This window comes from Chitinophaga sp. SYP-B3965 (assembly GCF_009647655.1).
Classification (GTDB): Bacteria; Bacteroidota; Bacteroidia; order Chitinophagales; family Chitinophagaceae; genus Chitinophaga.
The window spans coordinates 2,825,982-2,851,958 of record NZ_WJFD01000001.1 but is presented as its reverse complement, the minus strand read 5'-3'; the positions used below and the strand labels follow the sequence as shown (position 1 = coordinate 2,851,958).

The following is a 25,977-nucleotide window of genomic DNA, read 5'->3' as shown; positions in this document are numbered from 1 at the left end:
AAGCCTGATCCTGTCAAAAAGAAAATTGGCCTTAAAGACCCTTTTTTGTCACGGAATACCCCTCGAAATATTTAATGCTTCGCTTATTTTTGGTTTAACAAAAACTAATAAAATGAGAACTGTATCATTCTGTATGAACATTAGCATAGATGGCTACTGCGATCACACTGCTTTTAATCCAAGCGAAGAAGTTATGGATTATTTTACAGGAACGATGGACGATGTCGACCTGTACTTTTTCGGCCGCGTCATGTATCAGCTCATGTTTCCCTATTGGAGCGATGTCGCGAGAGATCAATCCGGCACAGCAGCTGAAAATAGATTTGCCGAAAGGTTTAGCGCTATTGATCGCGTTGTTGTTTCACGATCATTGGACAGCGGTGACGAAAAAACGCGGATTATCCGTAGCAACCCTGCGGCAGAACTCCTGAAACTGAAACAGCAACCCGGTAAAAAAATATCGGTAGACAGTGTAAGCATGCTTCCGGAGTTGATTTCAGCAGGCCTTATCGATGAATTTAAACTGGTTGTTCATCCGGGGATTGTGGGAAAGGGGAGACTATTGCTGGATCCCGGAAGCCTTCAGGAAAAACTTGATCTAAAGCTGGTCAATACCATACATTTCAAATCAGGATGTGTGGCACTTCATTATTTGAAACAGTGATGGATTTTTTTTATGTAAATGGTTTAAAACACCCTCTTATTGTCGGGATCGCACCTCATGCAAGTCCCTGGTCCACATTAAATTTGACCAATCATTCATCTCAATAGCAATAAAATGAGAAAGATCAGGATCTTCGAACATATCTCGCTGGACGGCGTGATCGAGCACGACAAAAACTATACGTATGGAGGATGGACCGCACCGTACCGAACCCCTGCCGGACTGGATATGCTTCTGGAAGCATACGGCACCAGCTTTGACCTGTTGATTGGCCGCCACACGTACGACGAGTGGTTAGGCTACTGGCCAAATGCCGGGGATTTCCCGATGGCGAACGCTATTAATGCCGCAACCAAATACGTTGCAACCCACAGGCCTGACAGTCTTGAATGGGGACCCGTGAAGGATCTGGGCGAAGATGTCATTGATGGTATCCGCAAACTCAAGTTGACAGAAGGCCCTGATCTGGTACTTTCCGGAAGTATATCATTAACCTCCATACTGCTCGAGGCAGGATTGATAGACGATGTTATCCTGATCGTATACCCGGTATTATTAGGCCGCGGCAGACGCCTTTTATCGGACAGTTTTGATGCCCGCAAACTTGAATTTGTAAGCACGAAGACCACACCGACGGGCGTGCTCCTAAATACCTACCGGCACGTGGGATCGCTGAATGGCTGATTTCACTACAGTGGGCTTTTTGTTTATTTCTGTAACATCAAATTTTTTAGATTAATCTTTCCGCAATAAATTTCTTTATCGTTAATTCTATAAAAAAGATCTTGCCCTTTTAGGCTAAGTCCTGTTCGCAAGATGCCATCTACTCCTTTATTAAAGAGCGTTACGAAATAAAACGCACTTGATCCTTTTGGGTGAATGGTTCTTTCTAACGAAGACGCTTTTTGAAGACCTTTATCTAAAAAAGAGTTTAAAACTGGCAGACCATAATTAAACAAACCCTCTTTTTCAAGTGTCATTGTATCAGCAGGCAGAAATATTTTAAAGTAGCGGCCGGTTGAAGAGGGAAGTTCAAATGAATCTACAGGAAAATCAATCGTCAATTGAAGAGGATTAGCTGTTTCATTGATTATTCGGGTCCAAAATACAGCATAAACATATACTCTGCCATTAGGGTCAGTGTATTTTAGTCCACCTCTTGGGAGGATGTTATTTTTTTGCTACGATCTTAATATCGAATTCAATGTCATCCGAAACAGCCTGATCAGCTAAATTATCGTAGAACTTTCCTGATCTATAACGGATGCCCCAATCTGTCCGGTCAATGATCACTTTGCCATTCGCTTCTACAATTCCGTCCTTAACTTCCATTTCGGCTGGAAAAGTAACCGGGTGTGTATTACCTCTAATAGTTAGGTTTCCTGTGACTTTTATACTCTTACCACTCACTGATGTAACCCTGGTAATTGCGATTGCAGAAGTGGGGAATTTTTCAACATCAAAATAATCAGGCGATTTTAAGTGATTAACAGGTGTGTTTTTATTCTTCTTGTCTTTATATTCTATTGTATTCATGTCGATTTCAGCTGTACCACCCATAAGTTGACCCTCTTCAATCATCAATTCACCTTTTGATATATGGACATACCCTATATGTTCCTCTGAAGATAGTAGCATTGAACCTTTCCACGTTATAACACTTTCCTTCGTATCTATAGTATATTTTTGTCCCGGGGATAGGGGGCCTGCAGGTGCATCATTTTTATTTTCCCCTTTTACAGGTCCATGGCAACTGAAGAACAAAGGAGCAATGCTTAAAATTAAGTAAGTGATTAATAGTTTGTTGTTCATACTAGAGCATTAAGATTGATTAAGAATATAATTTCATTTAGAACCTTTTCAGCAACCAGGACAGCGCCATTAAATTGTCCATATTCTGCATATGTACTTATTAACTTATCAAGTTTATTGACTTTGGCTTGTCCGTAAGAGACATTAAAGATGCCTGCTATAATAAAGGCGAAAAGGAAAGATTTACGCGTCATAATTTCAATTTGTTATTGATCCAGCGAAATTACTTTGGTATCTTTCAGTACGGGAATTTCTATTGTAAATAGAAATGTAAATTTTGTAAATAAAACCTTGATACTATGCATCTTAGTCGAAATCTCATCTCCGGGAAACGCAAGTACCTGTTGGGATTGATACTACTCTTGTTTATCTCCGGAATCTGCGTGGCTTTCAGCATGGAGGGTGGTGACGATTTTGATATCTCCAGAAGGGAAGTTTTGCTCCGCAGGATCGGACATGAGTTGCTCTTACAGTCGGGAGACAGTACGTCAAGGGTGCTCCCGGTAGAAAAGATCGCAGAAAATGAGTACCAGATCAGGTTTGAGAAGGAGCTTACTTTTCAACCGGCCCTACTGGTGAATACTACCGGGCGTTTGCTGGCCAAAGATCCGTTCGCAAGTGATTATGTTGTTAACGTTTTGAACTGTGACAACTCCAGTGTAGCCTATGGATACGCTATATCCAAAGATAAAAAAGATGATATTGTAACATGCAAAGGAAGAGTGCAACCCAGAGCATGTTACAGGATCAACATTAAATTCAAACCGGCAGGCATATATACAGCAAAGAACAGATATCTCCTGGGTAGCCTCCCGTTTTTAGCATTTGTTGGTTTTATTTTCCTGAGATCTGTTAAGCCTAAGCCGCGAAGAACTTTACCTTTACCTGAGGATGGTCAGCATACGGGCATGATCACTTTAGGCTCAGTTTTGTTTGACGCGAAGGATCGTAAGCTGGTAGCAAATGGAAAAACAATAGACCTGACAGGAACTGAAACCCGTGTTCTGCGCATTTTCGCGTTGTCTCCTAACGAGATCATAGAGAGAAGCCGGCTGCAAAAAGAGATCTGGGAAGATGAAGGTGTTATTGTGGGGCGCAGCCTGGATATGTTCATATCAAAACTTAGAAAAAAACTGGAAGTTGATCCGGATATCAAAATTGTTGTTATACGCAGCAAAGGTTATAAACTTGAGATAAAGGCACATTAAATATTCGCTAAAAAATAAAAACCCTCTTTACGCAATGTAAAGAGGGTTTTGTACCGGGGAGGAGGGGGTAAGCCATTACTTCTGACCCTTTTCAGCTTTAAAGTCCGTGATGGTCTTTCCATCATAACGATGCACCCCATCAAAAGCACCAAACCAGATACTCCCATCATTAGCTTCTAAAATCCCAAAGATCATTGCTTTATTTGTTATTTCGGTTGCCATTGGCTTTTTATCAGACAAGGACTTTTCATCATAACGGGAAAGTGCCCAGGCCCTGCTTGAATCATTAGAGTTGTCTGAACTAGTCCAGATATTACCCTTTTTATCTTCGTAGATATAACCAACAAAACGCTGTGTGAAATTGGTAAATGTACTACCGTCATAACGCCAAAGGCCGTCATAGCCACCCAGCCAGATATTGCCTTTTTTATCTTTGATTATCGAACGAACATTCGCAAAAGGTTTTCCGTCTTTATTGGTTATAGTGGTAAATGTCTTTCCATCATAAACGAAGGCATAGCCCCTTGTGCCAAACCAAAGTTTTCCTGTTTTGTCTTCAATGATAGCATTAACATCATTATGAAACCAATGGTCTTCCGGAATCGGTTTTTGGTATATTGATCCGTGGACAGAATCAGTCGCATGGACTGCCCCTTCTTTCATTTTAAAATTCTGAAAGGATTTCCCATCGTAAAAGCTTGCTCCGCTTTCAGTGCCGAACCAGATATTGCCGGTTTTATCTTCATAAATATTAGTAACCCGATCATTAGCAAGCCCATCTTTGGTTGTAAAGTTTTTAAACGATTTCCCATCGTAATAATAGACACCTGAACCAATGGAAGCGAACCAAAAATTTCCTTTTCTATCTTCTAAAACAGAAAAAAAGCGGGCCGAACTCTCTTTACTTGTAATATTGGTAAAAGATTTTTCATTGTATCGAAAAACGCCTTCCCATGAAGCAATCCAAATATTGCCCTTTTTATCTTGTTTGATTGTACGAACGATGCTGTTTGGTCCATTTTGCCCTTTACCGGAGGTGCAAAAGAAAAACATTAATAGCGATGTGTATAAGAGTACGTGTTTCATGATTTTTCTATTTAATTATCCTATCAAAATTGATTCAGCGAATCTACTTTGATATCTTTCAGGGCAGGGGATCTGGAGTGTAAATAGAAATGTAAATTTTGTAAATAAACTGTTGGGATTGAATTAAATATTCACTAAAAATAAAAAACCCCTCTTTACTTGCGTAAAAAGGGGGTTTGTACCCGGGAGGGGGGATTCTTTGAACCACTATTGGCATTTTTGAGTATTCTGGATAAGATTTTAGAGAATGAAACGACAGTAAAATCAGATGAAGACATTGATTCTTATTGGCTTACGCTAAAAGAAGCCTACAAAGCACCACAATAGTCAAGTAATCGAATCATTTTCCTACAGTTTTACTTTTTACAGATTGTACGATTGTAGATAAACCTTTTAGTACTACTGACTTTTTTTTGATTGGCTACGTTCCAAATACTTTATTCACAAAAAGGCGATGGCGCTCCATCCTTTTTTCTCGTCTGACGATAACTGCATTCAATTCGTGCCGTAGATCATCCAACGGGTTCCAATCGTTATATACCTTCTTTTTAATATTATATTTATTACACAATTCTTCTGATAACTTGTATGCAGTCAGTCCGAATTGGCTGTAATAAAATTTTCGTTCGTTAAACCAATCCTCGAAATCTGGAGCAACTGCAATATTCTCTGAAAATTTGATGATCCTATCTGCGGCCTCAATTTCCGAGGGCAGTGACAGCAATTGGTACATCAAATCATGATTAATACTCCTCCAGTCGACGTCTCCCGGAAAGACAGGTGCTCCTGGTGATTTTACTTGAGGCTGCAAATATCCATCGCTATCGCGTTGCCCGAATAAAAGTCCGTTGTCTTTGACTACATCGCTACAATCTTCCACAAATTTGTCAAGAATACATACTACTCGGATTGCTAGATATTTTGCATTTTTATTCTCTGATTGCTTATTTGTTCGGTAAGTTTGCAACCAAGAGATTCCTGAACCTACCAATACACCAATAAGGCCGAAAATTGCTTCTGTCATTTTTACAATGTATGTACGGAAATCTGATTAAATGCGGTCGGATCAAAAAATCCTGCTGTCTATAGTTTATATATGAGGCTAGGAAACCGCTACTCATTGATATATAATTCTAACAGAACATAAAATACATTAAGCAGAAGCTATATTCCATTCAAGAGATCTATTAAGCCCAGCGAGGAAATTTTCCGATTTGGACTTTTCCTTAAAAAGCTCTACCAATTGTTTCCAATAGCTAACGTCCAATTGTGCTTGTAATCCTTTACACAGCAGAAAAGCAAGGTTTTCTTCGAACTTATTCCATTTTTCATTATAGATGATCTCATTGCGCGCTGAATTTAAGTCCAATCCTGAACTTCCCTGCAGATCAAGTATTATTAGAAAGGGAATACACCATTTTAACATTGCCTTTTTATCTCTACTATAATAATCCGGAAAAAAACTACCTGCATAAGTAATGCCATGTATAGAAAAGCGCGACCTTGATCTTGCTAAAGCACTGGTGCGGCTGGTTGATCTAACATTACCTTCATCATCTATATCAATGGCTTTGCTTGTCTTTTTAATTTCATTTTCCCCAATAGTGATTTCTAAACTCAAATCAAAGGTCGTTCCTTCAACTTCTACTTCTTTTGAGAGTTTATTAATAATACTGACTGGAGCCGCATCCTTTTCTAGTATTGCAACCAATACATCACCCTGAAAACCATCCTCATTTAACGAGATTTTGATTTCTCTAATATAATCTTCATTACCCCAGCTATAATCTTTTAGTTCATCTGCATGTCTTCTGGTAAAGTCAGCTGGAGTATATGAAAGCTTCTCTTTGTCTGTTTCTATATTCACTTGAAAAGGGGGATTAGGAAATACGTTCTTTACTGCTTGTATAAATTCAGATTCAGTCATTTTTTCCCACGGATTCTTTTCTCTGAGCAAAAGCTTGGTATTGGTCCCAGGAACCTTCTTATCGCTTTTTATAATTGTAAAGATACTATCGTGACCTTCGATAATAATTTTAAGTGGTTTGTCGTAATCGAACTGCTCTTTTAGCCTCTTAGTTTCAACTTCTATGGTATCTGCGATCATAAAGCATGACAAGATACCAATACCAAATTCAGAAATGGGTATAAAATCTATCTCACTTTTTGCTTTAAGTTCGTAAAAATCTCTTGATTTATAGAAGGATGACCCAATTTTGGAATAGTATTTATCAATAATTTCTTTATTCATACCAATTCCATTATCCAACACTTCAAGGTAATCTTCTCCTTCGTATGTATAATATTTTACTGTAATCTCTGGAACGTAGGGGACTCCCCATTTTTCATGTAGAGACATACTTAATTTGCAAGCATCTCTTGAGTTCTGTAATAATTCTCTTAGCGCTACATCCGGATTACCATAAAGCTTGGTACCCATTAACAGTTCAATAACTTGGTTTTTATTTAGCTCGAATGATGTATTTTCATAATAGTAAATGGGCTCCCCGGAAACAATATCTTTCTCCGCTTCAATTTTATCTCTTGTAACTCTAACAGCCAAATCAATTTTATATGGATTGGTTTTTCCAGCATTTTGTTCTGGCATTTTTCCAATTATTATTCCGCAATTTTTAAGCTCATCATCTATATAGTCACAAAATTTACGGATGCTGGCCTCTATTGCTGGATGCTTACATTTTGCCGAAAAAATGATATCGTTGGGTGTGATTTTCCAAGCTTGCATTGCACGATGTTTTTGCCATTCTTCTAATGAGATGGAATTACGCACGGCAAGATGTGAAAATAAGACAGAGGGAGTGCGTTTTGCGTCGAAATCTAAAAGGTCCGCGAGTCTTAAAACTACGCCGATAAACTGAAGATTTGTTACGATGTCTTCACCACACGGGTAAGCTTGGTCGAACTTTAGTAATTCCATGGAGTCCTCATTATGGCTAAAGCAAAGCTGGGCCAATTCGTGGGTGAGGTCTGCATCTCTATACCTTATTCTTCCAGCCCAGTCGCGACCAATGATTTCCTTAGCACGAACCGCATGGGTGGTTCGAATATATTCAGATATAAGATGATCATGAAGAAGGTTAGCTTTTGCATCTTTTTTGAGTTCCTTTAATCTGTTGATTTCGTCTAATTTGTCAGGGTATGTTTGTTTGAATCTTTTAAATTGGCCAAAAAGTTCTTCTTCCTCTTCCGTTGGTATATCATTTTCCCAATCTTCTTTCCATGCCTTTATCTCATCCTCATACGGGGCCATTCCCAGATCGTGGAAAAATGCAGAGAGCATTAGCAACATTAAATCAGGAACAGATAACAGTGCCACACGTTCTTTGGAAATTATTTTTTCCATGTTATACAATACCCTGAAAAGATGTTCACCATCATGAAGTGTGTATTCTGGCATGTATTTGAGTATAAGTTTAGATTTCTCGTAGGCATCTTTCACTCCATCATACACTATTGATGTTACCTGGCCTTTAATTGCATCCCCTTCGGCAGTTGCCTTTTCGATAAAGGTTTGATAAATCAGGCTTTTAGCTAATCTAAGTTCGATTTCTGATCTCCAGTCCGTCATTTAATTTCTAAAGCTTATTGTTAATAATCAATTTCATAACTTGTTAATTCCTTCTGGTTCTAATAGTCTTCACAAATTCTTCCAGGATCTTTGCATCTGCTAAAAATTCTGCAGCGTCTGGAATCTGTTCATTTAAAGCACCAGCGCTATCATGTCCTAAAAAATAAGTTGAGCATTTTGACATATTAAGATCTATTAAATCGTAATCATCTTGTGTTAGGTCAATCACCTTTGCAAGCCTTTTGGTTTGTATTTCACGTCCAAACCTCTTTATTACCTCATGTAATACTACTTCTTCTATTGCCCGTTCCCAGGTTTCCCTCAGTTTACCATAGAGCGGCAGTATGGCCGCTTTATATTCTTCTTCTGTACTATTCTTTTCAATCTGATCAACTTTTACATGATCGGTTTTCAAGATGCTAATTCTAGTTTTCACAGGTAAAGCATCCCATGGAGGATTGCTGGCAACGATACCCGTTTCCTGAATTTTCCTGGTAAGACTTTTTATTTCTTTATTAAGTCCTGCTCTATCACAGTGTTCCTGGAGCATAAGTAAGAAGGAAATATCATGTGTAAATACGATGACTTGCCTGATTTTTGATTCTTCAACTATTCGGTGTGCAATCTTATTTCTCCATTTATGATCTAGGGAACAGACCGGGTCATCAAAAATTATTGCGCTCAAATGGTCAGATAATGTTAGTTCAGATAAAAATGTTGCTAGCGCTATACATCTATGTTCACCTTCGCTAAGGATCTCTTTAAGTGGTATGTTACCGGCATGTGGTTCGTTTAGCTTTAAATAATGGTATTGTTTTCCTCTTTCACCACGTGTATCAGCCTCAACCTTAATATTTTTAAATCCCAATTTGGTAAGTTCTTCCTGAAACTTAATTTGAAGGTTTTGGGTTACATAAATGGAAGCAAGCTCATTACTAAGTGTTGTTGACGCTCTGGTATTACATTGGCTTTTACATGTTGCAAGTAGTTTTGATTTTTTTAATCGGAAAAGTTCTTTTCCTATTCGTGAATAGTATGCATGGAGTTGCTTTGCGTTATTCAACTCCTTAATTTCCTTTTCCAATGGCTCCAATTCATCTGCAATAGATAGTGTTTGTAAGCGTATGCTTTCGCTTTCAAGGTTTGCTATTATGCTGTCTATATATTCTTTTGAGTTTTCTGTCAACTCTGTCAACGGGTTTGCTGTTGTAACTTTTTCGCGCATATTCGCTAAGTGAACTTCCCTGGCAGCTTTAAGTTCTGCAATGTACGTTTCATTTTTGCTTCTAAAGTCGGATTCATATACCTCCAGTTCAACTATAGTTGGTTCAAAAACAGCAAAATCAAAATCTAGATTTACAAGTGTTTGAATTTTTTCACCATATATTTTCGCTGCACTATTAAATATTTTTTGGGTATCGTGTTTAATAAATTCTTCAAACGATTGAAACTTGCTTTTCGCTTCGGCACTCAATGTTTGGAGGCATAGCGGGCAATTACTGTCCATGTTCGTTTCGGGGAAAATCTCTGCGTTTCTACTTTCATTGTAAAACCTACGGGCACTTTCCCATAGTTGTTTCCAAGTATCTCCTCCAACATTATTCAACGGCAAACCGGAAAATGCACTCTCTGAACTTATCCTTAATGCATCAGCAGCAGCTGCGTAATCGTTTAGGATCGTATCGATATGTGCTGTTGCTTCAGACGACACCAGGTTGGTTTCAAGTGAATTGAATTTATCCCTAAAAAGTTTTAGCCGATTTATCTTTACTTGGTTATTGGCAATGGTCTTTAGCGGATCAGTTGCTTTCAACGCTGCAATCAAAGTAGCAATCTCACTGATTCTGTTATCTTTTGCAGCATCCCAATAACAAGCCGCCCACAGTTGCGCTCGAGTAGTTGAAAGATTTAATCCATTAAGAAATCGTTTGGCATTGCTGTCATCGTCAAGCTGTAAGAGAGTAAAGTCGAATTTGGCAGCATCTAACAAAGCCTTTTCCGCTTCAAGCTCTGTATCAATGGTTTTTAGGCACAATGCAAACTTTTCAATTAGGGCTAAGCCCTTGGGTATGAATGCAATCTCATCTTCCCCGTCTATATAGTGCTGCGCACTAAAAGAATCGAATACATCAATCTTTTTTAATACCCCATCACTTACTACACCGTTTGATAGAGATATAGTTCGGGAGGGGCCACCGTTTTCCGAATAGTCAACTTGCGCTTGTTTACTTACAGAAAAACTTGTGGCATTGTATAGATTATGGCTTATTAATGGCTTATGCCCCCTGGTGTTACAAACGTGTTTAAGTATTGATGTATAGCTTGACTTTCCGGAGCCATTATCTCCATACACAACCGTTAACCCGCTGTTGAGAAACTCTAAACTAGCAGTTCCGGAAAGCGCGTTAATATTTTGTATGCCATGAATTTTGGTAAGTGAAATGTTGGAATTGCTGGAAGATCCTGAAATATATGCCCGTAATGCGACAAAATTTACAGAGGTATATGAAGTGTTCTGCAGCCCATTTTCAGTTTTACATACATTTTTTATTTCATCTAGATCAACCCTCGATAAGTTATTTTTTCGTATGAGCCTGTCTATAGCTATTTGCCAGGAATGTGGCTTTTGTTCTACCCAATCAACAATTTCTGAAAGCATATATTTTAGTTTATAGGGATACGAGCGGTGTGAGAAGTAACCTTTTAAACAGAGCAAAAATAGCCACGGTGCAATTCATTTTATATTGAAAAATGTCATTGCCTTAACAGGTGGTAACAACATACTGACAATAGCAAGTTACCTATAATAGATCATTAGACATTGGACTGTTGTAAACTTTATTGTTAATCATTTACAAATAAACCAGATTTAGTTTTGCTTACGGTTTTTTTAGCCCCTCGGCAATAATATACTATTATCTAATTCGAAGTTTTCATCAACGGTCCTGTGAATACTAATGACGTTAGTATTACTATGTTTATATAGGTCATAGATATAATATCTTTCGGAAGTAGTGATGAGGTGATCCAATACCTAAATGTCCAGTAGTTTACGGTGAGTTTTAAGGTTATGTTGATATCGCTATTGCTGGGCGGCAGGTTGTTTGAGGGATGATTTTGCACCAGAATAATGCGCGTTGCTGATGCTTTTAATGCCGTGACAAAAAAAATTAGCCTGGCGTCCACCGAACAGTTGCTCAAGCCACCTGTTACAACCAGTACAATTCCCAGAACTTGATTACTATGGTTAAGCGGAACCAATTTGAAATGCTCAACAAAATGAAACTTGTTATGATCTCAAAGCTTTTAAACATAGTGTTCTTAGGAAATATCACCTTTAATGCCTAGCGCAGCCAGGGTTTCAGTATCGTTTCAAGGGTTGATACTAGTTCTCGATAATACGAGTCGTGCAAGGGAAAGAAAAAATCGAACCGATGGTGCAATTCTTCCAACGGTACTTTAAAATCGTCGGCGTCACTTTGAACCAAATCATCGATATCTACTTTTGATAATTGGGAAAATTCCGGCTTCTGTTTGATACGTGCAAAATGTTGTTCAAGGGCGGCGAAAATCGGTTCACGAGCTGCTAAATGACCTGTGGCTGCCAAAATTGCACTGTTTATCTGTTCATAATCGGCAGAACCATGGGCACCGGTATGCCTTGCTTCTAAACAACTTTTTAATTCCTGTCCGTATATGATGCATTGCAAGTAGGGTCCATAGGCCGAACTGGCAATAATTGCTGCTGGGTGGCGAAGTACGTCCTCTCGAACATAATTCCTTAGCTTTGTCGCTCCTTCATAATCGAAACGCTGGTTGCCGACATCTTTTCGTACAATTACAAGCTCTTCTGTCCCTTCACCTTGGTAATGTTGCTGATTATATTGATTGGCAAAAAAATGACCCAATTCATGCCAAAGTACTCGAAGCTTTTGGTAATAGCCACTATCCATAATTACATTTTTTTTTAATAGAGCAGCGTTGAAATCATAATTTAATAATGTTCATTTCACACATTTTTTGCTGTCTTCAATTAACTTGATTCTATTTAATCTATTGCTCATAGTTATGAATCAAAAAGATGTTGATAAAGCTAAAATGGATAATGACAATAATACAGAATTAACTGAACATGAACGCTCGTTTCTTGATCTCGTAGCACAGATAATGGTTGAGATTGTAATGGAAGATGATAAAGATATAGAGGAAAATATACCAGGAGGGGAGTCGAACCAACAGTAGTTCTTAATTGTCTAATTTAAAGCGCGTTGCAAGTATTTATAAATTGCGATGCGCATTCGTGTGCCATGTAGAAAAGCAAATAAGCCTCTAACATTCAAGATGTTAGAGGCTTATTTGTATCACATTGTACCCGGGAACGGAGTCGAACCGTCACTCGCATTGCTGCGAACAGGATTTTAAGTCCGGCGTGTCTACCAATTCCACCACCCGGGTGTACCTGCCTTGTAAATGTAAACATTCACAAAGAACTTTAAACAAAAATTCCAAACTGTAAAGTACAGTTTGGAATGCTTGTATGGAGCGGAAGACCGGGCTCGAACCGGCCACCCCGACCTTGGCAAGGTCGTGCTCTACCAAATGAGCTACTTCCGCTTATGAATAAGAACTTTTTTTGTTGGGATTGCAAAGATAGGAATAGTTTTAATTCTGCCAAGTATTTTTTTGCTTATTGAAAATATTCATACGTATAACGGATCAAACCTAATGTCGTTTTCTCTTTACCAGCGCACTCTTCCGCCTGCGGTAATCCTTTTGCATCATAGCTGTATTTCCAGATCAGGTAGTCGCCACTCTCTATATTTACCACCGTCATTTGCGCTACTTTGCCATTGGCATCATATTCAAAACTATAATCCGGCAGCATCTTTTTACGGACAGGGTGGAAGCGGAGCACATCTGTTAAACGGCCCTGGCTGTCGTAGTTATAATATACCCTTTGGCGGCCGGGTTGTGCTTCCTGGATCACTCTTCCGGCACTGTCTGTAGTGAACTTTACGATCGTGGAATCCAATCCCCCTTTTTTGAGGATCATTTCTTGCAGGCGGCCCCGGGTATCATATATATACCGGCGGTTTTCCGTCATTTTGAATTTATCCTCCGTTCCGCGGGAACCGGCCTTGATCTCTTCCAGGCGCCCGTCCGGCGTGTATTCGTACTGCATCGTATTGATGTTATTCTCTACACTGTCTACCGTTTTGATGAGCCTGCCTGCGGTATTAAAGGTGGAAATCAATACGGAACGGCCGTTCACGCTGCTTTGGGTCAATGCCCGCATTTGCCGGTAAGTGGGGTTCATGCCCCGGATACAGATAAAGTCGCGGTCTTCTTCCTGGTTGGCATCCAGGGTCCTGACATGCTGGAAACTCACCTTGTTATTCTTGAATAAGGCCATTGTAGCCACTGTTTGCTGTGTATTATGTACGTCCTGGTAATAATACTGTGCCTCAGTAGTGCTAACAACCAGCAACAGGCTGGCGGCGGATATGATTGTTCTTAATATGCCCATAAATTACGGATGCTCCCGATTAGGAACGCACAAAAATAAACAAAACGTATATCCCGGGAATATAATTTATAAATCCGCTATCTTTAGCCATCCTAAATCTGCTTAACCTAAATCGTGAAAACACAACATTTAAGAAAAGATAAGACCTGCCTTAACTGCGGTACTGAGGTACCGGATCGTTTCTGTTCCCATTGCGGACAGGAGAATGTGGAAACGAAGGAATCCTTCGGCCACCTGATCGGGCATTTTTTCCAGGACATCACCCATTACGATTCCAAGTTCCTGCTTACGTTCAAATACCTGTTCACCAGGCCGGGACTGCTCACCAAAAAGTATACGGACGGGCACCGGATGGATTATGTAAATCCCATCCGCCTGTATGTATTTACCTCTTTTGTTTTCTTCCTTGTTTTTGGCATCGTTAATCATGCTGATGATAAAGACAAAATAGACAGTGCGAAAAAACTAGATGCCTCCTTAGGGAAAACAGCCAAAAAGCTGGAAGAGAGGAAGGCTGTTTTATTGGATTCCATTGCTATGGGCGCAAAGGATTCACTTCATTTGAAAGAGAACCTGGAGCGGATCGAAAGTTTAAAAGAGGAATTGAAAAATTTAGAGCTGACCAGCATCTTTTTTGCAAATTCAGAGACCCCGGTAGAAACAGGGCTTGCTCGTTATGATTCCCTGCAAAAAGCTTTACCTGAGCCGGAAAGGGATGGTTTTGTGAAACGCTATTTAATGAAGCACAGCATAAAAATGAAGTACGATGCTGTTGCGCAGCAAAAGGCCCTCAGTGAATCACTGACGCATAACTTCCCGAAGGTCATGTTCATCTTATTGCCCTTCTTTGCTTTACTGCTCAAATGGGCCTACTTCCGGAGGAAAATGTTTTATTCAGAACATGCGATCTTTTCTATCCACATTCATACATTCATTTTCCTGTTGTCGCTCGTAGCGATGTTGCTGAACCTGCTGTTGCATTATGATAACATCTATGCCTGGATGTTCCTGATCGTTTATATTTACTTTATTATTGCACTCAGGCAGTTCTACGGTGGTTCTATCTGGAAAGCGATCCTGAAGTCGCTCCTGATCCTGATAAGTTATTTCATAGGAGCGATCATCATCATGCTTTTCTTTGTGATCATCGTGGCTGCGTTTTCTGTATAAAAACCAACATACATGTCCCCGGAGTTTATCATCATACACCAACAGGCGCAGCCATTTATTGCGCACATACAATTAAACCGGCCAAAGGAACTGAATGCACTCAACCTCCAGCTGATGCAGGAATTAAGGGATGCCTTAAAAGCCTTAGATGAGGATGAGCAGGTACGCGTGATCGTGCTCAGCGGGAACGATAAAGCTTTTGCCGCAGGGGCGGACATTAAGCAGATGGCCGGTAAAACTGCTATAGACATGTATAACGTAGACCAGTTCAGCACCTGGGATACCATCAAAAAGATCAAGAAGCCCATCATTGGGGCTATTAGTGGTTTTGCATTAGGTGGCGGTTGTGAACTGGCCATGCTCTGCGATATGATCATTGCCAGCGAAACTGCCCGTTTTGGGCAGCCGGAGATCAAAATAGGGGTGATGCCCGGCGCAGGTGGCACACAGCGTTTAACCAGGGCCGTAGGCAAAGCGCTGGCCATGGAAATGGTGCTCACCGGAAAATTTATTACAGCAGAAGAAGCTTTACAAGGCGGTTTAATAAACAAAATCGTGCCGGTTGAGTTATATTTAACGGAAGCATTCCGGCTGGCTGCTGAAATTGCCCAGTTAAGCCCGCTGGCCGTAAAGATGGCCAAGGAATCCGTGCTCAGGGCATTTGACAGTACACTGGAAGAAGGGCTGCATTTTGAACGTAAGAACTTTTACCTCCTCTTTGCTTCCGAAGATCAGAAAGAAGGGATGCAGGCTTTTATGGAAAAAAGAGCGCCCGTTTTTACCGGGAAATAAAAGAAAAACAAGATGGACGTATTTGAGCAGTTGTTAGCCAACAATAAAGTGTGGGCTGCAAAAAAAGTAGCAGAAGATAAAGACTTCTTCAAACGCCTGCAAAACCAACAGGCGCCTAAGTTCCTCTGGATCGGTTGTTCGGACAGTCGTGTGCCGGCCAATGAGATCACCAATACAGAACCGGGAGAAATATTTGTGCACCGGAATGTTGCCAACATGGTGGTGCATACAGATATGAACCTGCTCACCGTATTGGAATATGCCGTAAAAATACTGAAGGTGGAACATGTGCTGGTAGTAGGCCACTACGGCTGTGGTGGGGTAAAAGCTGCCATGACCAACCAGAACTTTGGCATTATCAACCCCTGGCTGAAACACATCAAGGATGTGTACCGCCTGCACCGGGATGAAATTGATGCACTGGATTCCGAAGATAAACAGGTAGACCGCCTCATAGAACTGAACGTACAGGAGCAGGTGATGAACCTCGCTAAGACCATCACCATCCAGGAGGCCTGGGCTAAAGAACAACGGCCGCATCTGCATGGCTGGGTATATGGCCTTAAAGATGGACTGATCAATCCTGTATTTGATATGGCGCCGGGTACACATATAGATCCTATTTATGAATTCGATGTATAAATTCAGCATCCTTTGTGTTGTAATACTTGCCATGATTGCCTGCGGCAGTCCAACGGAAAAGAGCGTGATAAAGAAAACGCCTGATTCTGTGACCATGATCCCCACGGATACTATGATCCAGACCACGGATACTTCTATCATCCCTTCGCTGGTGGAGTCCTGGAAATCTTATGAAGCATATAACGGCAAGTATGCAGCTGATGTGAAATTGTTGCAGTTACATCCCCTGAAGGGCCGTATAAAAGCTATACTGGGAGCAGATGAAGCTGATTTTATGCTGCGGTATAAAGTAACGCCGCCCATTGAAGTGGAATCCGGTATCCTGTTCAATGAAGGTTGTAAACCGCATGATTGCACCGTTGAAGAAGCAGCGATTGCTATTGATATGCGGAAGGATGTGATCTATGTGGGGATTGCACGAAACAAGGCAGTGAAGCTTTACGGGGAGCGGGGAGACTCTGCCTACCCGGAAAAGTTATTGCAATGGATGATGAAATTTGAAGAAAGTAAATAAAACAAAAAGGCCCGATGGACTCCATCGGGCCTTTTTATTATTAGTCTTTGAACTTGGATTTCAATGCCAGGAGCTTAGCCTGGAAATCATTCAATGGTGCTTCTTTCTTTTCTTTACCAGGAGCACCGCCAGCAGGTTTATTCCCACCACCGCCGCCACCGGTACGTTCCCGCTGCTCGCGTTTCACCGGAGCCGGTTCATTATCTTTCATAGATAAAGAGATCCTTTTACGGGCGATATCTATTTCCAGTACGGTCACCGTTACTTTCTGGTTCAGCTTCACCGCTTCATTCGGGTTGCTGATGAATTTGTTGGAAAGGTGAGAGATGTGCACCAGCCCATCCTGTTTTACCCCGATGTCTACAAACGCCCCAAATGCTGTGATATTCGTTACCACGCCAGGCAGTGTCATGCCGGGTTTTACGTCTTCCATGGATTTGATGCCTTCTGCATATTCAAAGATGGCTATCTCATCGCGTGGGTCACGGCTGGGTTTGGCTAACTCTTTCAGGATATCTTCCAGTGTAAGCTGCCCTACTTCTTCGTTGATGTAATCTTTTACATTCACGATCTTACGCAGGTCTTCACGGCCCATCAGTTCTTCCACCGTGCATTTCTGCCCGGCTGCAATAGCTTCCACTACAGGATAACGTTCCGGGTGAACGGCAGAATTATCCAGCGGGTTGTCGCCATTTTCAATACGTAAGAATCCTGCGCACTGTTCAAATGCTTTTTCACCGAGGCGGGTTACTTTCTTCAGTTCCTTGCGGTTTTTGAAAGCGCCATTCTCTTTGCGGTATTTCACGATGTTCTCTGCCAGTGAAGGACCAAGACCGGAAATATAAGCCAGCAGGTGTTTAGAGGCAGTGTTCAGGTTCACACCCACATTGTTCACGCAGCTTACCACAATACGGTCAAGGCTTTGTTTCAGGTGGCTCTGGTTCACATCGTGCTGATATTGTCCTACACCAATAGATTTCGGATCTATCTTCACCAGTTCTGCCAGCGGATCTATCAGGCGTCTGCCGATAGATACGGAACCACGTACCGTTACATCATGATCAGGGAATTCTTCACGGGCTACTTCAGAAGCGGAGTATACAGATGCACCGCTTTCATTCACCATGAACACATTTACTTTACGGCCGAAATCGATCTTCTTCACGAACTCTTCTGTTTCGCGGCCTGCAGTACCATTCCCTACGGCAATGGCTTCAATTTCATATTTATCTACCCATGTGCGCAGCAGGTGTTCTGCGTCCTGGCTTTTGTAATTCTTTTCCAGCGGATAAATAACATCATTTGCTACCATGTTCCCCTGTACATCCAGTGCTACGGTTTTGCAACCGGTACGGTAACCGGGGTCAACGGCAATCACTGCCTTAGGGCCCAGCGGGGCTGCGAGCAGCAACTGACGGAGGTTCTCCGCAAATACTTCAATAGCTTCCGTATCGGCTCTTTCTTTTGCAGCGGCGCGGGACTCGTTCTCCAGGGAAGGGCGCAGCAGTCGCTTGTAAGCATCTGCGGCCGCTTTGGTCACTTGTTCGCTGGCGGCGTTATGGCCGGTAACAAATTGTTTGTTGATGATCTCCGTTGCTTCTTCTTCTACGGGTGCAATGTTTCCGAAGAGGATACCTTCAGATTCTGCCCGCAGGATAGCCAGCACCCGGTGAGAGGGGATGGTGTGGAGTTCTTCGGAAAATTCGAAGTAATCCTTGTATTTCACGCCTTCTGCTTCTTTCCCTTCAATTACTTTGGAAGTGAACACGGCGGTATTGGTAAAGAGTTTACGCAACTTATCGCGCAGCTCGGCATTTTCATTGATCCATTCTGCAATGATATCCCGGGCGCCTTTGAGGGCTTCTTCAGAAGTAGCCACCTGTTCGTTGATGAAAGTTTTAGACACTTCATCCAGGGGGCCGTCCTGCTGTTCAAACACCAGTTTGGCCAGCGGCTCAAGGCCTTTTTCAATGGCGGTGGTAGCGCGGGTTTTGCGTTTGGGTTTGTAGGGGAGGTACATATCCTCCAGTTCCGTGATCACCCAGCTGTTTTCCAGCTTTTCCAGCAGTTCAGGCGTCATTTTCTCCTGTTCTGTGATGGTTTTGATGATGAAAGCCCGGCGGTCGTCCACTTCTTCAAACCGTTTCTTCAGATCCTCTACCTTGCCAATCTGCACCTCATCCAGGCTACCTGTCTGTTCTTTCCGGTAACGACTGATAAACGGTACCGTAGAGCCTTCTGCCAATAAGCTCATGGTACTCTCAGCCTGCTTCATCGATATACTCAGTTCAGCAGAAATGAGCCTCACGTGTTTCGGATTCATATTCGTTTCTTTTGTGATTTTACTAAGGCCGCAAAGCTAATTAAATTGGCTTTTCTGCCAAGAAAAAGAAATTAACACTGATCCGGCCGGAAATTTGCGGAAAGGAGGATTCCTGAATTTGCATTATTTTTCCGTTTCTTAGCACCCGATCCTTAATATTTAATGTTATGCTGCCTGAACAAGCCTTTAGCCGATTATTGCAGATCATGGACGATTTACGGGAAAAATGCCCCTGGGATAAAAAGCAAACTATCCAATCGCTCCGCCAGCAAACGATCGAGGAATTATATGAATTAACAGATGCGATCACGGAACAGGACTTTAAGGGCATCCGGGAAGAATTGGGCGACCTGCTGCTGCATATTGTTTTCTATGCCAAAATAGGCACTGAGCAGCAACAGTTTACCATCACGGACGTGATCACCGGGATCTGCGATAAGCTGGTAGCCAGGCATCCGCATATTTACGGGGATGTGAAGGTGGAAAACGAAGAGGATGTGAAACGCAACTGGGAAAGATTAAAGCTGAAGGAAGGCAAAACCTCTGTATTGAGCGGGGTACCTGTTTCCCTGCCGGCGCTGATCAAAGCCATGCGCCTCCAGGAAAAGGCCAAACAAGTTGGTTTTGAATGGGATACCCGGGAGCAGGTGTGGGATAAAGTAGAGGAAGAAACAAATGAGCTGCTGGAAGCGGTGGCATTGAACGATAAAGACGAAATAGAGGCCGAATTTGGCGATCTGCTCTTTTCGCTGGTGAACTATAGCCGCTTTTTGAAAATAGATGCAGAAAACGCCCTGGAACGCACGAATAAGAAATTCATCCGCCGGTTCTCCCAGATGGAAACAATGGCAGCCGGTGCAGGCAAACGGCTGGATGAAATGAGCCTCACTGAAATGGATGGCTTATGGAATAAAGTAAAGGAACAGGAATAACATTATGCTCGATATCAAGGAAATAAGGCTGTTCATCCTCCGTAACGGTTACCTGCTGATCATTGCAGCATGGCTGTTCACTTTTGCCTTCCTGTTCAACAATTACTGGAGTTATTACTCTTCCCCCCACGGCGTGCAGCGCAGCCTGGAAAGCGATATCCGCAGCCGCCAGAAGTCCTTTAACGAATTGTCCGCAGATACGGCCCTCGTTAAACAGCTCATGAACGGTACTTATTCAGAAGAAACCCTGAAGGAGATCTATGATGAAAACTATTTTGTTTTTGGATTTGACTCTGTTGCCGTGGGCTACAGGATGTTATTCTGGAGCACCAATACCGTACAGCCACCTGTTTTTGAAGGATTACATCCCGGCATCACCTTCCGCAAGCTGCCCAATGGTTATTATGTGATGCTCTGCCATCCTGTGCAGGATGGTAAATATTTAGTAGGGCTCATCCCCGTTAAACAGGAATATGCCATCAACAATGATTACCTGGGCAGCCAGTTCTACGGGCGTTCTGCCATCGGGGAGGAATATGCCATCAATTTACGTCCGCCCGGCCTGCCAGTGCTGGACCTGAATGAACATATCCTTTTTTACCTGCATTATGATCCTGCCAAATCCAGTCCTGCCCCCAGCCTGGTGAGTGTGTTGCTGCTGATGGTAGGTGTGATATTCGTACTCATTTTTATTAATCTCTTTGCCACACTGCTGGCCAGGCACCTTAACCCGATGTGGGGATTCCTCTTCCTGTTAGGCATTGTGCTGCTCTTCCGGTTCCTCAGTTATGTGTATACCTTTCCGATGGACCTCAGCACGCTCAACCTGTTCAAGTCCATCATCTATGCAAAGGATGATGTGTTCCGGTCTTTGGGAGACCTGTTGCTGAACGTACTCCTGGCTTTCTGGCTCATCCTCTTTTTTCGTCAGCATGTACGCACCATCCATCCACCTGTATTGAGGGAAAGATGGCAGCGCTGGCTGATCATCGGAGCGGCAGGGCTCATGATGTTCATAGCAGGGCAGTTCCTGCTGGACCTGATCCGGAGCCTTGTAATAGACTCTAATATCTCTTACGATGTAACCAACTTTTTCAGCCTGAATGAATACAGTGTGATAGGCAGTATGAGCCTTGGTTTCATTGCCATCAGCTTTTTATTCTTCTCGCAGATCGTTAACTACCTGCTAAACCAGCTCACAGATTTTCAATACCGCAGCAAGTATATTTCACTGGCGGTGGTAGGATTGATCTGGCTGGCCTTCCGTTTAAATAAACCAGACCTCAGCGCCTCCGTGGTATTCATGTTCTGGCTGCTGGGGTATGTGCTCCTGCTGGACCTCCTGGAACTTCGTTTCAGCCAGGGTTCTGCTTCCCTGCCTTTTATTGTATGGATGCTCACCATGACCATCACTACGTCCGCCGTACTTATTTACTATAATAACCAGAAAGAATTGGATACGCGGGAACGGGTAGCCAAGAACATTTCCAGGCAGCGGGACCCTTATATGGAAACGCTGCTGAATGATGCGGGGGACCGGCTGACAAAGGACCCTTTCGTCCGGCAGTTCTTCCTGGAGCGCACGCAGGAGTATAAAAACATGCTGGAAGGAACACTGAAGGATAAATACTTCTCCCGTTACCTCAACCGCTATGATGTGTCGTTCTATACGTTCGATGAAGAAGGACAGGAGTTGTACAATAATGATTCCACCACCCTGGATGAATTGAATAAACGCATCATGGTGGATAGCAGGTTACCCCATGTGATGGGAACAGACCTTTATTATGATGAAAGGAGTTTTAACGACTACAGTTATATTGGCAAGAAAGAATTTACGCGGTTTGGTGATACGGTTTCCGGGTATCTTTTTTATGAAGTAAGGTCCCAGCCGGAAACGCAGCGGCCGGATAGATTATATCCTGAACTGCTCATTGAGAGCGGATTACAGAACACAGACCAGCAGTACATAGAGCTGTACTCTTATGCTGTTTATGATAAGGGCACCCTGGTGAGCAATCATAATAATTACCCCTTCAAAGTAAAACTATCACCATCAGAAATACCTGCAGCGGACCTTGTGGTGCAGGAGGTAAACGGGTATTCCATCCTTTACTATAAAGCCTCCAAAGACAAGGTGGTAGTAGTGGTGAAGCCCAGCAGGAATTTCCTGGAATTCATCACGCTCTTTGCATACATGTTCGTTCTCTTCCTGCTGATCATTGGTATCTACAGCCTGCTGGACCTGTTGATCAAGGCGCGGTTGCGGGTGGCTAACCTGGCGTCTACGGTAAAGCTGAGCATCCGTACCAAAGTGCAGAGCACTATCATTTTTGCGGTTGTATTTTCATTCCTCTCACTGGGGATAGCTACCATCCTTTTCTTTATCAGCCGCTACAGGGCGGAGAATGCAGAGAAGCTGAGCAATACGGTGAATGGTATTGCGCTGGATGTGGAAGATGTTTTCTATGAACACAGGATGTTTGATGAAATGGATATGATCTATGATTCCATCTTCTTAAAAAGTTTATCCAGCCGCATCAGTGAGATTGCTACGGAACATAATGTAGACCTCAATATTTATGACAACACGGGAAGGCTGCAACTTTCTGCACAGCCTTTAATGGTGGAAAAAGGACTTCTTTCTGAATCCATGAACCCGGTGGCTTTTTACCAGTTATCCAAACTGAATAAGATCCAGTTCATCCAGGAAGAGCAGATAGGTTCCATGAAATACATCAGCGGTTACATTCCGCTGCGGGATAAAGGAGGCGTTTTTGCCTACCTCAATGCGCCTTATTTTGCCACGCAAACAGAGCTGAATCAACAGATCTCCACCTTCCTGGTGGCCCTGATCAATATCAACGCTTTTATTTTCCTGATAGCAGGGTTGCTGGTGTTACTGATCTCCAATACCATCACCAAATCCTTCTCCCTGATTACGGAAAAGATCCGGAATGTGAACCTTGGGCAGCATAATGATGTGATAGAATGGAATAAAGAGGATGAAATAGGCATGCTGGTGAAGGAGTACAATAAAATGGTGCAAAAGCTGGAAGTGAGTGCGGCTATGCTGGCTAAAAGCGAGCGGGAGGGGGCCTGGCGGGAAATGGCACGGCAGGTGGCGCATGAGATCAAGAATCCGCTCACACCTATGAAGCTGAGCATTCAATACCTGCAGCGGGCTATTGCCAATGATTCCCCGGATGTAAAGGCCTTATCTAAGAATGTAGCCGGCACGCTGGTGGAGCAGATAGATCACCTGGCCAATATAGCGTCTGATTTTGCTGCTTTTGCCCATATCACAAAGGTGAACAATGAAGTTTTCTCCCTGAGCGAATTATTACAATCCGTTACAGGCTTATATATGAGCAATCCCGAATGCAATATCTATTTTGAAAGGCAGGAGAAACCTTATCTCGTGGATGCAGATAAAACACAGATCAACCGGTTATTTACCAATCTGTTGCAAAATGCCATCCAGGCTATTCCGGAAGGAAGGGAGGGCCATGTGGTGATCAGTATGAAGGATGAAGGGGAACATGCGGTGATCATAGAGGTGATCGATAATGGTCATGGCATTCCGCCGGAGGTGCAGCCCAAGATCTTCGTACCTAATTTCACGACAAAGTCTTCCGGTACGGGTTTAGGTTTGGCCATGTGTAAGAATATCGTGGAGCAGGCAAGCGGGGAGATCTGGTTCAGGACGTCCCCAGGGATCGGAACTACCTTCTTTGTGAAGTTACCTTTGGTGGGGTAACATAAAAAAGAGGATGATCTTTTGGACCATCCTCTTTATAATATCATTAATACTTAAGCTTAATTCTCTTTGGCTACTTCTACAAAGCTCTCCTTGATCTTATCCATCAGCTTAGTTTCTATCATCCGCTGAGCGTTTACGATCATGTTTTTGAAGGCTTCTGCTTTGGAGATACCGTGACCGATAATGATCGGCTCTGCTACACCCAGGATAGGCGTGCCGCCATATTGCTCATGGTCAAAGCGCTCCATATAGTCATCCTTGATATTGCGCCTTACGGCTACATCATGGAAGGATTCTGCCATTTTCAGTACTACATTGCCTGTAAAGCCTTCACATACAATAACATCTACCGTTTCCTTGAAGATATCCCTGCCTTCCACGTTGCCGATGAAGTTCAGTAATGGATTTTCTTTCAGCAGGGGGTAGGTGGCTTGTGCCAGGATATTCCCTTTTCCTTCTTCCTCACCGATATTCAGCAATCCAACCCTGGGATTGGACGTACCCATAATGTATTGGGAGTACAGGGAACCCAAAATGGCAAATTGAACCAGGTTTTCCGGTTTACAATCTGCATTGATCCCTACATCCAGTAATACACCATTAGTACCGTTCTCCCGGGGGAGTACCGTTGAAATAGTGGGGCGTTGAACGCCCGGAATAAGTTTGATGGAGTATATAGCACCAACCATCATCGCGCCGGTGTTGCCTGCGCTGATGAATGCATCTACCTTTTTGTTCTGAAGGAGATAAAAGCCAAGAGAGATAGAAGATTGTGGCTTCTCTTTTAGTGCTTTGGTAGGATGTTCATTCATCCCAATTACCTGGGACGAATGAACAACTGTATATCTTGACTGGTCTAACCGGGCGTCCTCTATCAAGGGTGCTAAGGCTTGCTCATCACCGATCAATGCAAGGTGCACATCCGGTGCAACATTGTCTAAAAATAATCTTACTCCTTTTACTGCTTCTGCGGGTGCATAGTCGCCACCCATCATATCTAGCCCGATTCTCATGAACTTTATTTTGTCTAGTTAGCTCGGGTGTAAAATTAGTAAAAATTATTATTTAGCAGCAGCTTGTTTTTCCAAAACAACTTTTCCTTTGTAGAACAGTTTGTTTTCTACCCAATGCGCGCGGTGTCTCAGATGCGCTTCACCGGTTACGCTGTCTGTACTTAAAGTTTCAGCGAAAGCCTTGTAATGCGTTCTTCTCTTAGCTGATCTTTGCTGCGAATGTCTACGTTTAGGATTCGGCATTTTATTTGAATTTTAATTGTCCGTTGTTAAAATTAATTGTCTCTGAATTTTTCCAATCCTTTCCAGATCGGGTTTGTTTTGTCTTCGCCCTGTTCTTTCATCTTGTTCAGCATGTCCAGTACCTTAGGATCACAGCCGCTTTTTCCATTTGCGTCATCCGGATGAATACGTTGCATCGGGAGGCTCAGGTTGATGAATTCATACACAAAGTCCGCTACGTTCAGGTGTGATTCCGTCCGCTGGATGTAAGTAACATCCGGGTCTTCGTCTCCGTTCATCTCTTCCGGATTTTCCACCAGTTTTACTACCTGGTTGAAATCGTCCCACAACTGCAGTTCAAATGGCTGCCCACAACGATCGCAAATTACGGTTGCTGTGCCGCCAACTTCGAATTTCAAGAGAAAAAAGTTACTTTTCTTATCAAATTGTAACTTTACTGTAGCGTTACAATTCGAGAAATCCTGTTGACCGTAGTTTTCAAAGAAACTATCAGTGATCTGGTATTGGAATGTGTGCACTCCGGGCGTCAGACCTACAAAAGCTATGTCGAATTCGCGGAGATGCTTCATATCAAATAAACCTCACTTTTAGAGGGATGCAAAGGTAACAAAAGATTTCCAAAAGCAAAAATTTCATACTTTTGCTGATAGTCAACCATCATTTATATATAAAAATTTATAAAAATGTCTTATGTTTACT

At 42.4% G+C, this 25,977-nt stretch carries 22 protein-coding genes, 2 tRNA genes and 1 pseudogene; 10 read left to right on the top strand and 15 right to left on the bottom strand.

All coding sequences use genetic code 11. The features are described from left to right. Window positions 1–112: 112 nt before the first annotated feature. Window positions 113–664, top strand: a complete 552-nt coding sequence (locus GFS24_RS11270; RefSeq protein ID WP_153659662.1) for a dihydrofolate reductase family protein — start codon at window positions 113–115, stop codon at window positions 662–664. 114 nt (window positions 665–778) lie between these two features. Further along, window positions 779–1,348, top strand: coding sequence for a dihydrofolate reductase family protein (locus GFS24_RS11265; protein ID WP_153659661.1), 570 nt, complete (start codon window positions 779–781; stop codon window positions 1,346–1,348). A 23-nt stretch (window positions 1,349–1,371) separates the two neighbouring features. Here the strand turns inward: GFS24_RS11265 and GFS24_RS11260 are convergent, their stop codons facing one another. Next, a complete protein-coding gene (locus GFS24_RS11260) occupies window positions 1,372–1,728 on the bottom strand; it encodes a hypothetical protein (protein WP_153659660.1) in 357 nt (118 codons plus the stop codon). Between the two features lie 106 nt (window positions 1,729–1,834). Further along, window positions 1,835–2,476, bottom strand: coding sequence for a YceI family protein (locus tag GFS24_RS11255; RefSeq protein ID WP_153659659.1), 642 nt, complete (start codon window positions 2,474–2,476; stop codon window positions 1,835–1,837). Between the two features lie 299 nt (window positions 2,477–2,775). Between GFS24_RS11255 and GFS24_RS11250 the strand changes: the two genes are divergently transcribed. Further along, window positions 2,776–3,684 carry a winged helix-turn-helix domain-containing protein gene (locus tag GFS24_RS11250; RefSeq protein ID WP_153659658.1) on the top strand — a complete coding sequence of 303 codons (909 nt, stop codon included), beginning with the start codon at window positions 2,776–2,778 and terminating at the stop codon, window positions 3,682–3,684. A 75-nt stretch (window positions 3,685–3,759) separates the two neighbouring features. Here the strand turns inward: GFS24_RS11250 and GFS24_RS11245 are convergent, their stop codons facing one another. The 6 genes and pseudogenes from GFS24_RS11245 to GFS24_RS11220 form a co-directional block, all read right to left on the bottom strand. Further along, window positions 3,760–4,770, bottom strand: coding sequence for a two-component regulator propeller domain-containing protein (locus GFS24_RS11245; RefSeq protein WP_153659657.1), 1,011 nt, complete (start codon window positions 4,768–4,770; stop codon window positions 3,760–3,762). A 421-nt stretch (window positions 4,771–5,191) separates the two neighbouring features. Further along, window positions 5,192–5,794, bottom strand: a complete 603-nt coding sequence (locus GFS24_RS11240) for a hypothetical protein (RefSeq protein ID WP_153659656.1) — start codon at window positions 5,792–5,794, stop codon at window positions 5,192–5,194. A 129-nt stretch (window positions 5,795–5,923) separates the two neighbouring features. Continuing rightward, a complete protein-coding gene (locus tag GFS24_RS11235) occupies window positions 5,924–8,359 on the bottom strand; it encodes an ATP-binding protein (RefSeq protein WP_153659655.1) in 2,436 nt (811 codons plus the stop codon). 43 nt (window positions 8,360–8,402) lie between these two features. Beyond that, entirely contained in the window at window positions 8,403–11,018 is a 2,616-nt protein-coding gene (locus GFS24_RS11230; RefSeq protein WP_153659654.1) for an AAA family ATPase, read from the bottom strand. 260 nt (window positions 11,019–11,278) lie between these two features. Beyond that, window positions 11,279–11,623, bottom strand: a pseudogene (locus tag GFS24_RS29430) (JAB domain-containing protein); the annotation flags it as partial. 80 nt (window positions 11,624–11,703) lie between these two features. Continuing rightward, the gene (locus tag GFS24_RS11220) at window positions 11,704–12,312 is read right to left on the bottom strand and encodes a hypothetical protein (protein WP_153659652.1); all 609 of its coding nucleotides are present in this window, start codon (window positions 12,310–12,312) and stop codon (window positions 11,704–11,706) included. A gap of 115 nt (window positions 12,313–12,427) precedes the next feature. Here GFS24_RS11220 and GFS24_RS11215 point away from each other — a divergent pair, with 115 nt between their 5' ends. Beyond that, window positions 12,428–12,601, top strand: a complete 174-nt coding sequence (locus tag GFS24_RS11215) for a hypothetical protein (protein ID WP_153659651.1) — start codon at window positions 12,428–12,430, stop codon at window positions 12,599–12,601. A gap of 127 nt (window positions 12,602–12,728) precedes the next feature. On the opposite strand, the gene GFS24_RS11210 is transcribed toward GFS24_RS11215, so the two are convergent. The 3 genes from GFS24_RS11210 to GFS24_RS11200 all read right to left on the bottom strand — a co-directional run bounded on the left by GFS24_RS11210 (window position 12,729) and on the right by GFS24_RS11200 (window position 13,886). Continuing rightward, window positions 12,729–12,814 (bottom strand) — tRNA-Leu (locus tag GFS24_RS11210). Window positions 12,815–12,897: 83 nt separating this feature from the next. After that, a tRNA-Gly gene (locus tag GFS24_RS11205) sits at window positions 12,898–12,973 on the bottom strand. Window positions 12,974–13,046: 73 nt separating this feature from the next. Then, window positions 13,047–13,886, bottom strand: a complete 840-nt coding sequence (locus GFS24_RS11200) for an RHS repeat domain-containing protein (RefSeq protein WP_153659650.1) — start codon at window positions 13,884–13,886, stop codon at window positions 13,047–13,049. Window positions 13,887–14,000: 114 nt separating this feature from the next. Between GFS24_RS11200 and GFS24_RS11195 the strand changes: the two genes are divergently transcribed. From GFS24_RS11195 to GFS24_RS11180, 4 genes are read left to right on the top strand one after another with little or no spacing between them, the layout of a single operon-like run. Further along, window positions 14,001–15,056, top strand: coding sequence for a DUF3667 domain-containing protein (locus GFS24_RS11195; protein WP_153659649.1), 1,056 nt, complete (start codon window positions 14,001–14,003; stop codon window positions 15,054–15,056). Between the two features lie 12 nt (window positions 15,057–15,068). After that, window positions 15,069–15,848: an enoyl-CoA hydratase-related protein gene (locus GFS24_RS11190; protein WP_153659648.1), complete on the top strand. Its 780-nt coding sequence runs from the start codon at window positions 15,069–15,071 to the stop codon at window positions 15,846–15,848. A gap of 12 nt (window positions 15,849–15,860) precedes the next feature. Next, a complete protein-coding gene (locus tag GFS24_RS11185) occupies window positions 15,861–16,490 on the top strand; it encodes a carbonic anhydrase (RefSeq protein WP_153659647.1) in 630 nt (209 codons plus the stop codon). Then, window positions 16,474–17,004, top strand: a complete 531-nt coding sequence (locus GFS24_RS11180; RefSeq protein WP_153659646.1) for a hypothetical protein — start codon at window positions 16,474–16,476, stop codon at window positions 17,002–17,004. Before GFS24_RS11185 ends, GFS24_RS11180 begins: the two co-directional genes overlap by 17 nt. Before the next feature lie 40 nt (window positions 17,005–17,044). Here the strand turns inward: GFS24_RS11180 and GFS24_RS11175 are convergent, their stop codons facing one another. Then, window positions 17,045–19,327, bottom strand: coding sequence for a Tex family protein (locus tag GFS24_RS11175; RefSeq protein WP_153659645.1), 2,283 nt, complete (start codon window positions 19,325–19,327; stop codon window positions 17,045–17,047). Between the two features lie 167 nt (window positions 19,328–19,494). Here GFS24_RS11175 and mazG point away from each other — a divergent pair, with 167 nt between their 5' ends. Together mazG and GFS24_RS11165 are read left to right on the top strand one after the other, a co-directional pair. Further along, window positions 19,495–20,259, top strand: coding sequence for a nucleoside triphosphate pyrophosphohydrolase (mazG, locus tag GFS24_RS11170; protein WP_153659644.1), 765 nt, complete (start codon window positions 19,495–19,497; stop codon window positions 20,257–20,259). A gap of 4 nt (window positions 20,260–20,263) precedes the next feature. Then, on the top strand, window positions 20,264–24,019 hold the full coding sequence (locus GFS24_RS11165; RefSeq protein WP_153659643.1) for a HAMP domain-containing sensor histidine kinase: 3,756 nt from the start codon (window positions 20,264–20,266) through the stop codon (window positions 24,017–24,019). Between the two features lie 59 nt (window positions 24,020–24,078). Here GFS24_RS11165 and plsX read toward each other — a convergent pair whose 3' ends face one another. Genes plsX through GFS24_RS11150 form a run of 3 tightly spaced genes read right to left on the bottom strand, consistent with a single transcriptional unit; the run spans window position 24,079 to window position 25,847 of the window. Beyond that, entirely contained in the window at window positions 24,079–25,035 is a 957-nt protein-coding gene (plsX, locus tag GFS24_RS11160) for a phosphate acyltransferase PlsX (protein ID WP_153659642.1), read from the bottom strand. Between the two features lie 48 nt (window positions 25,036–25,083). Then, the gene (rpmF, locus tag GFS24_RS11155) at window positions 25,084–25,278 is read right to left on the bottom strand and encodes a 50S ribosomal protein L32 (RefSeq protein WP_074239520.1); all 195 of its coding nucleotides are present in this window, start codon (window positions 25,276–25,278) and stop codon (window positions 25,084–25,086) included. Window positions 25,279–25,310: 32 nt separating this feature from the next. Further along, the gene (locus GFS24_RS11150) at window positions 25,311–25,847 is read right to left on the bottom strand and encodes a DUF177 domain-containing protein (protein WP_153659641.1); all 537 of its coding nucleotides are present in this window, start codon (window positions 25,845–25,847) and stop codon (window positions 25,311–25,313) included. Window positions 25,848–25,977 lie beyond the last annotated feature (130 nt).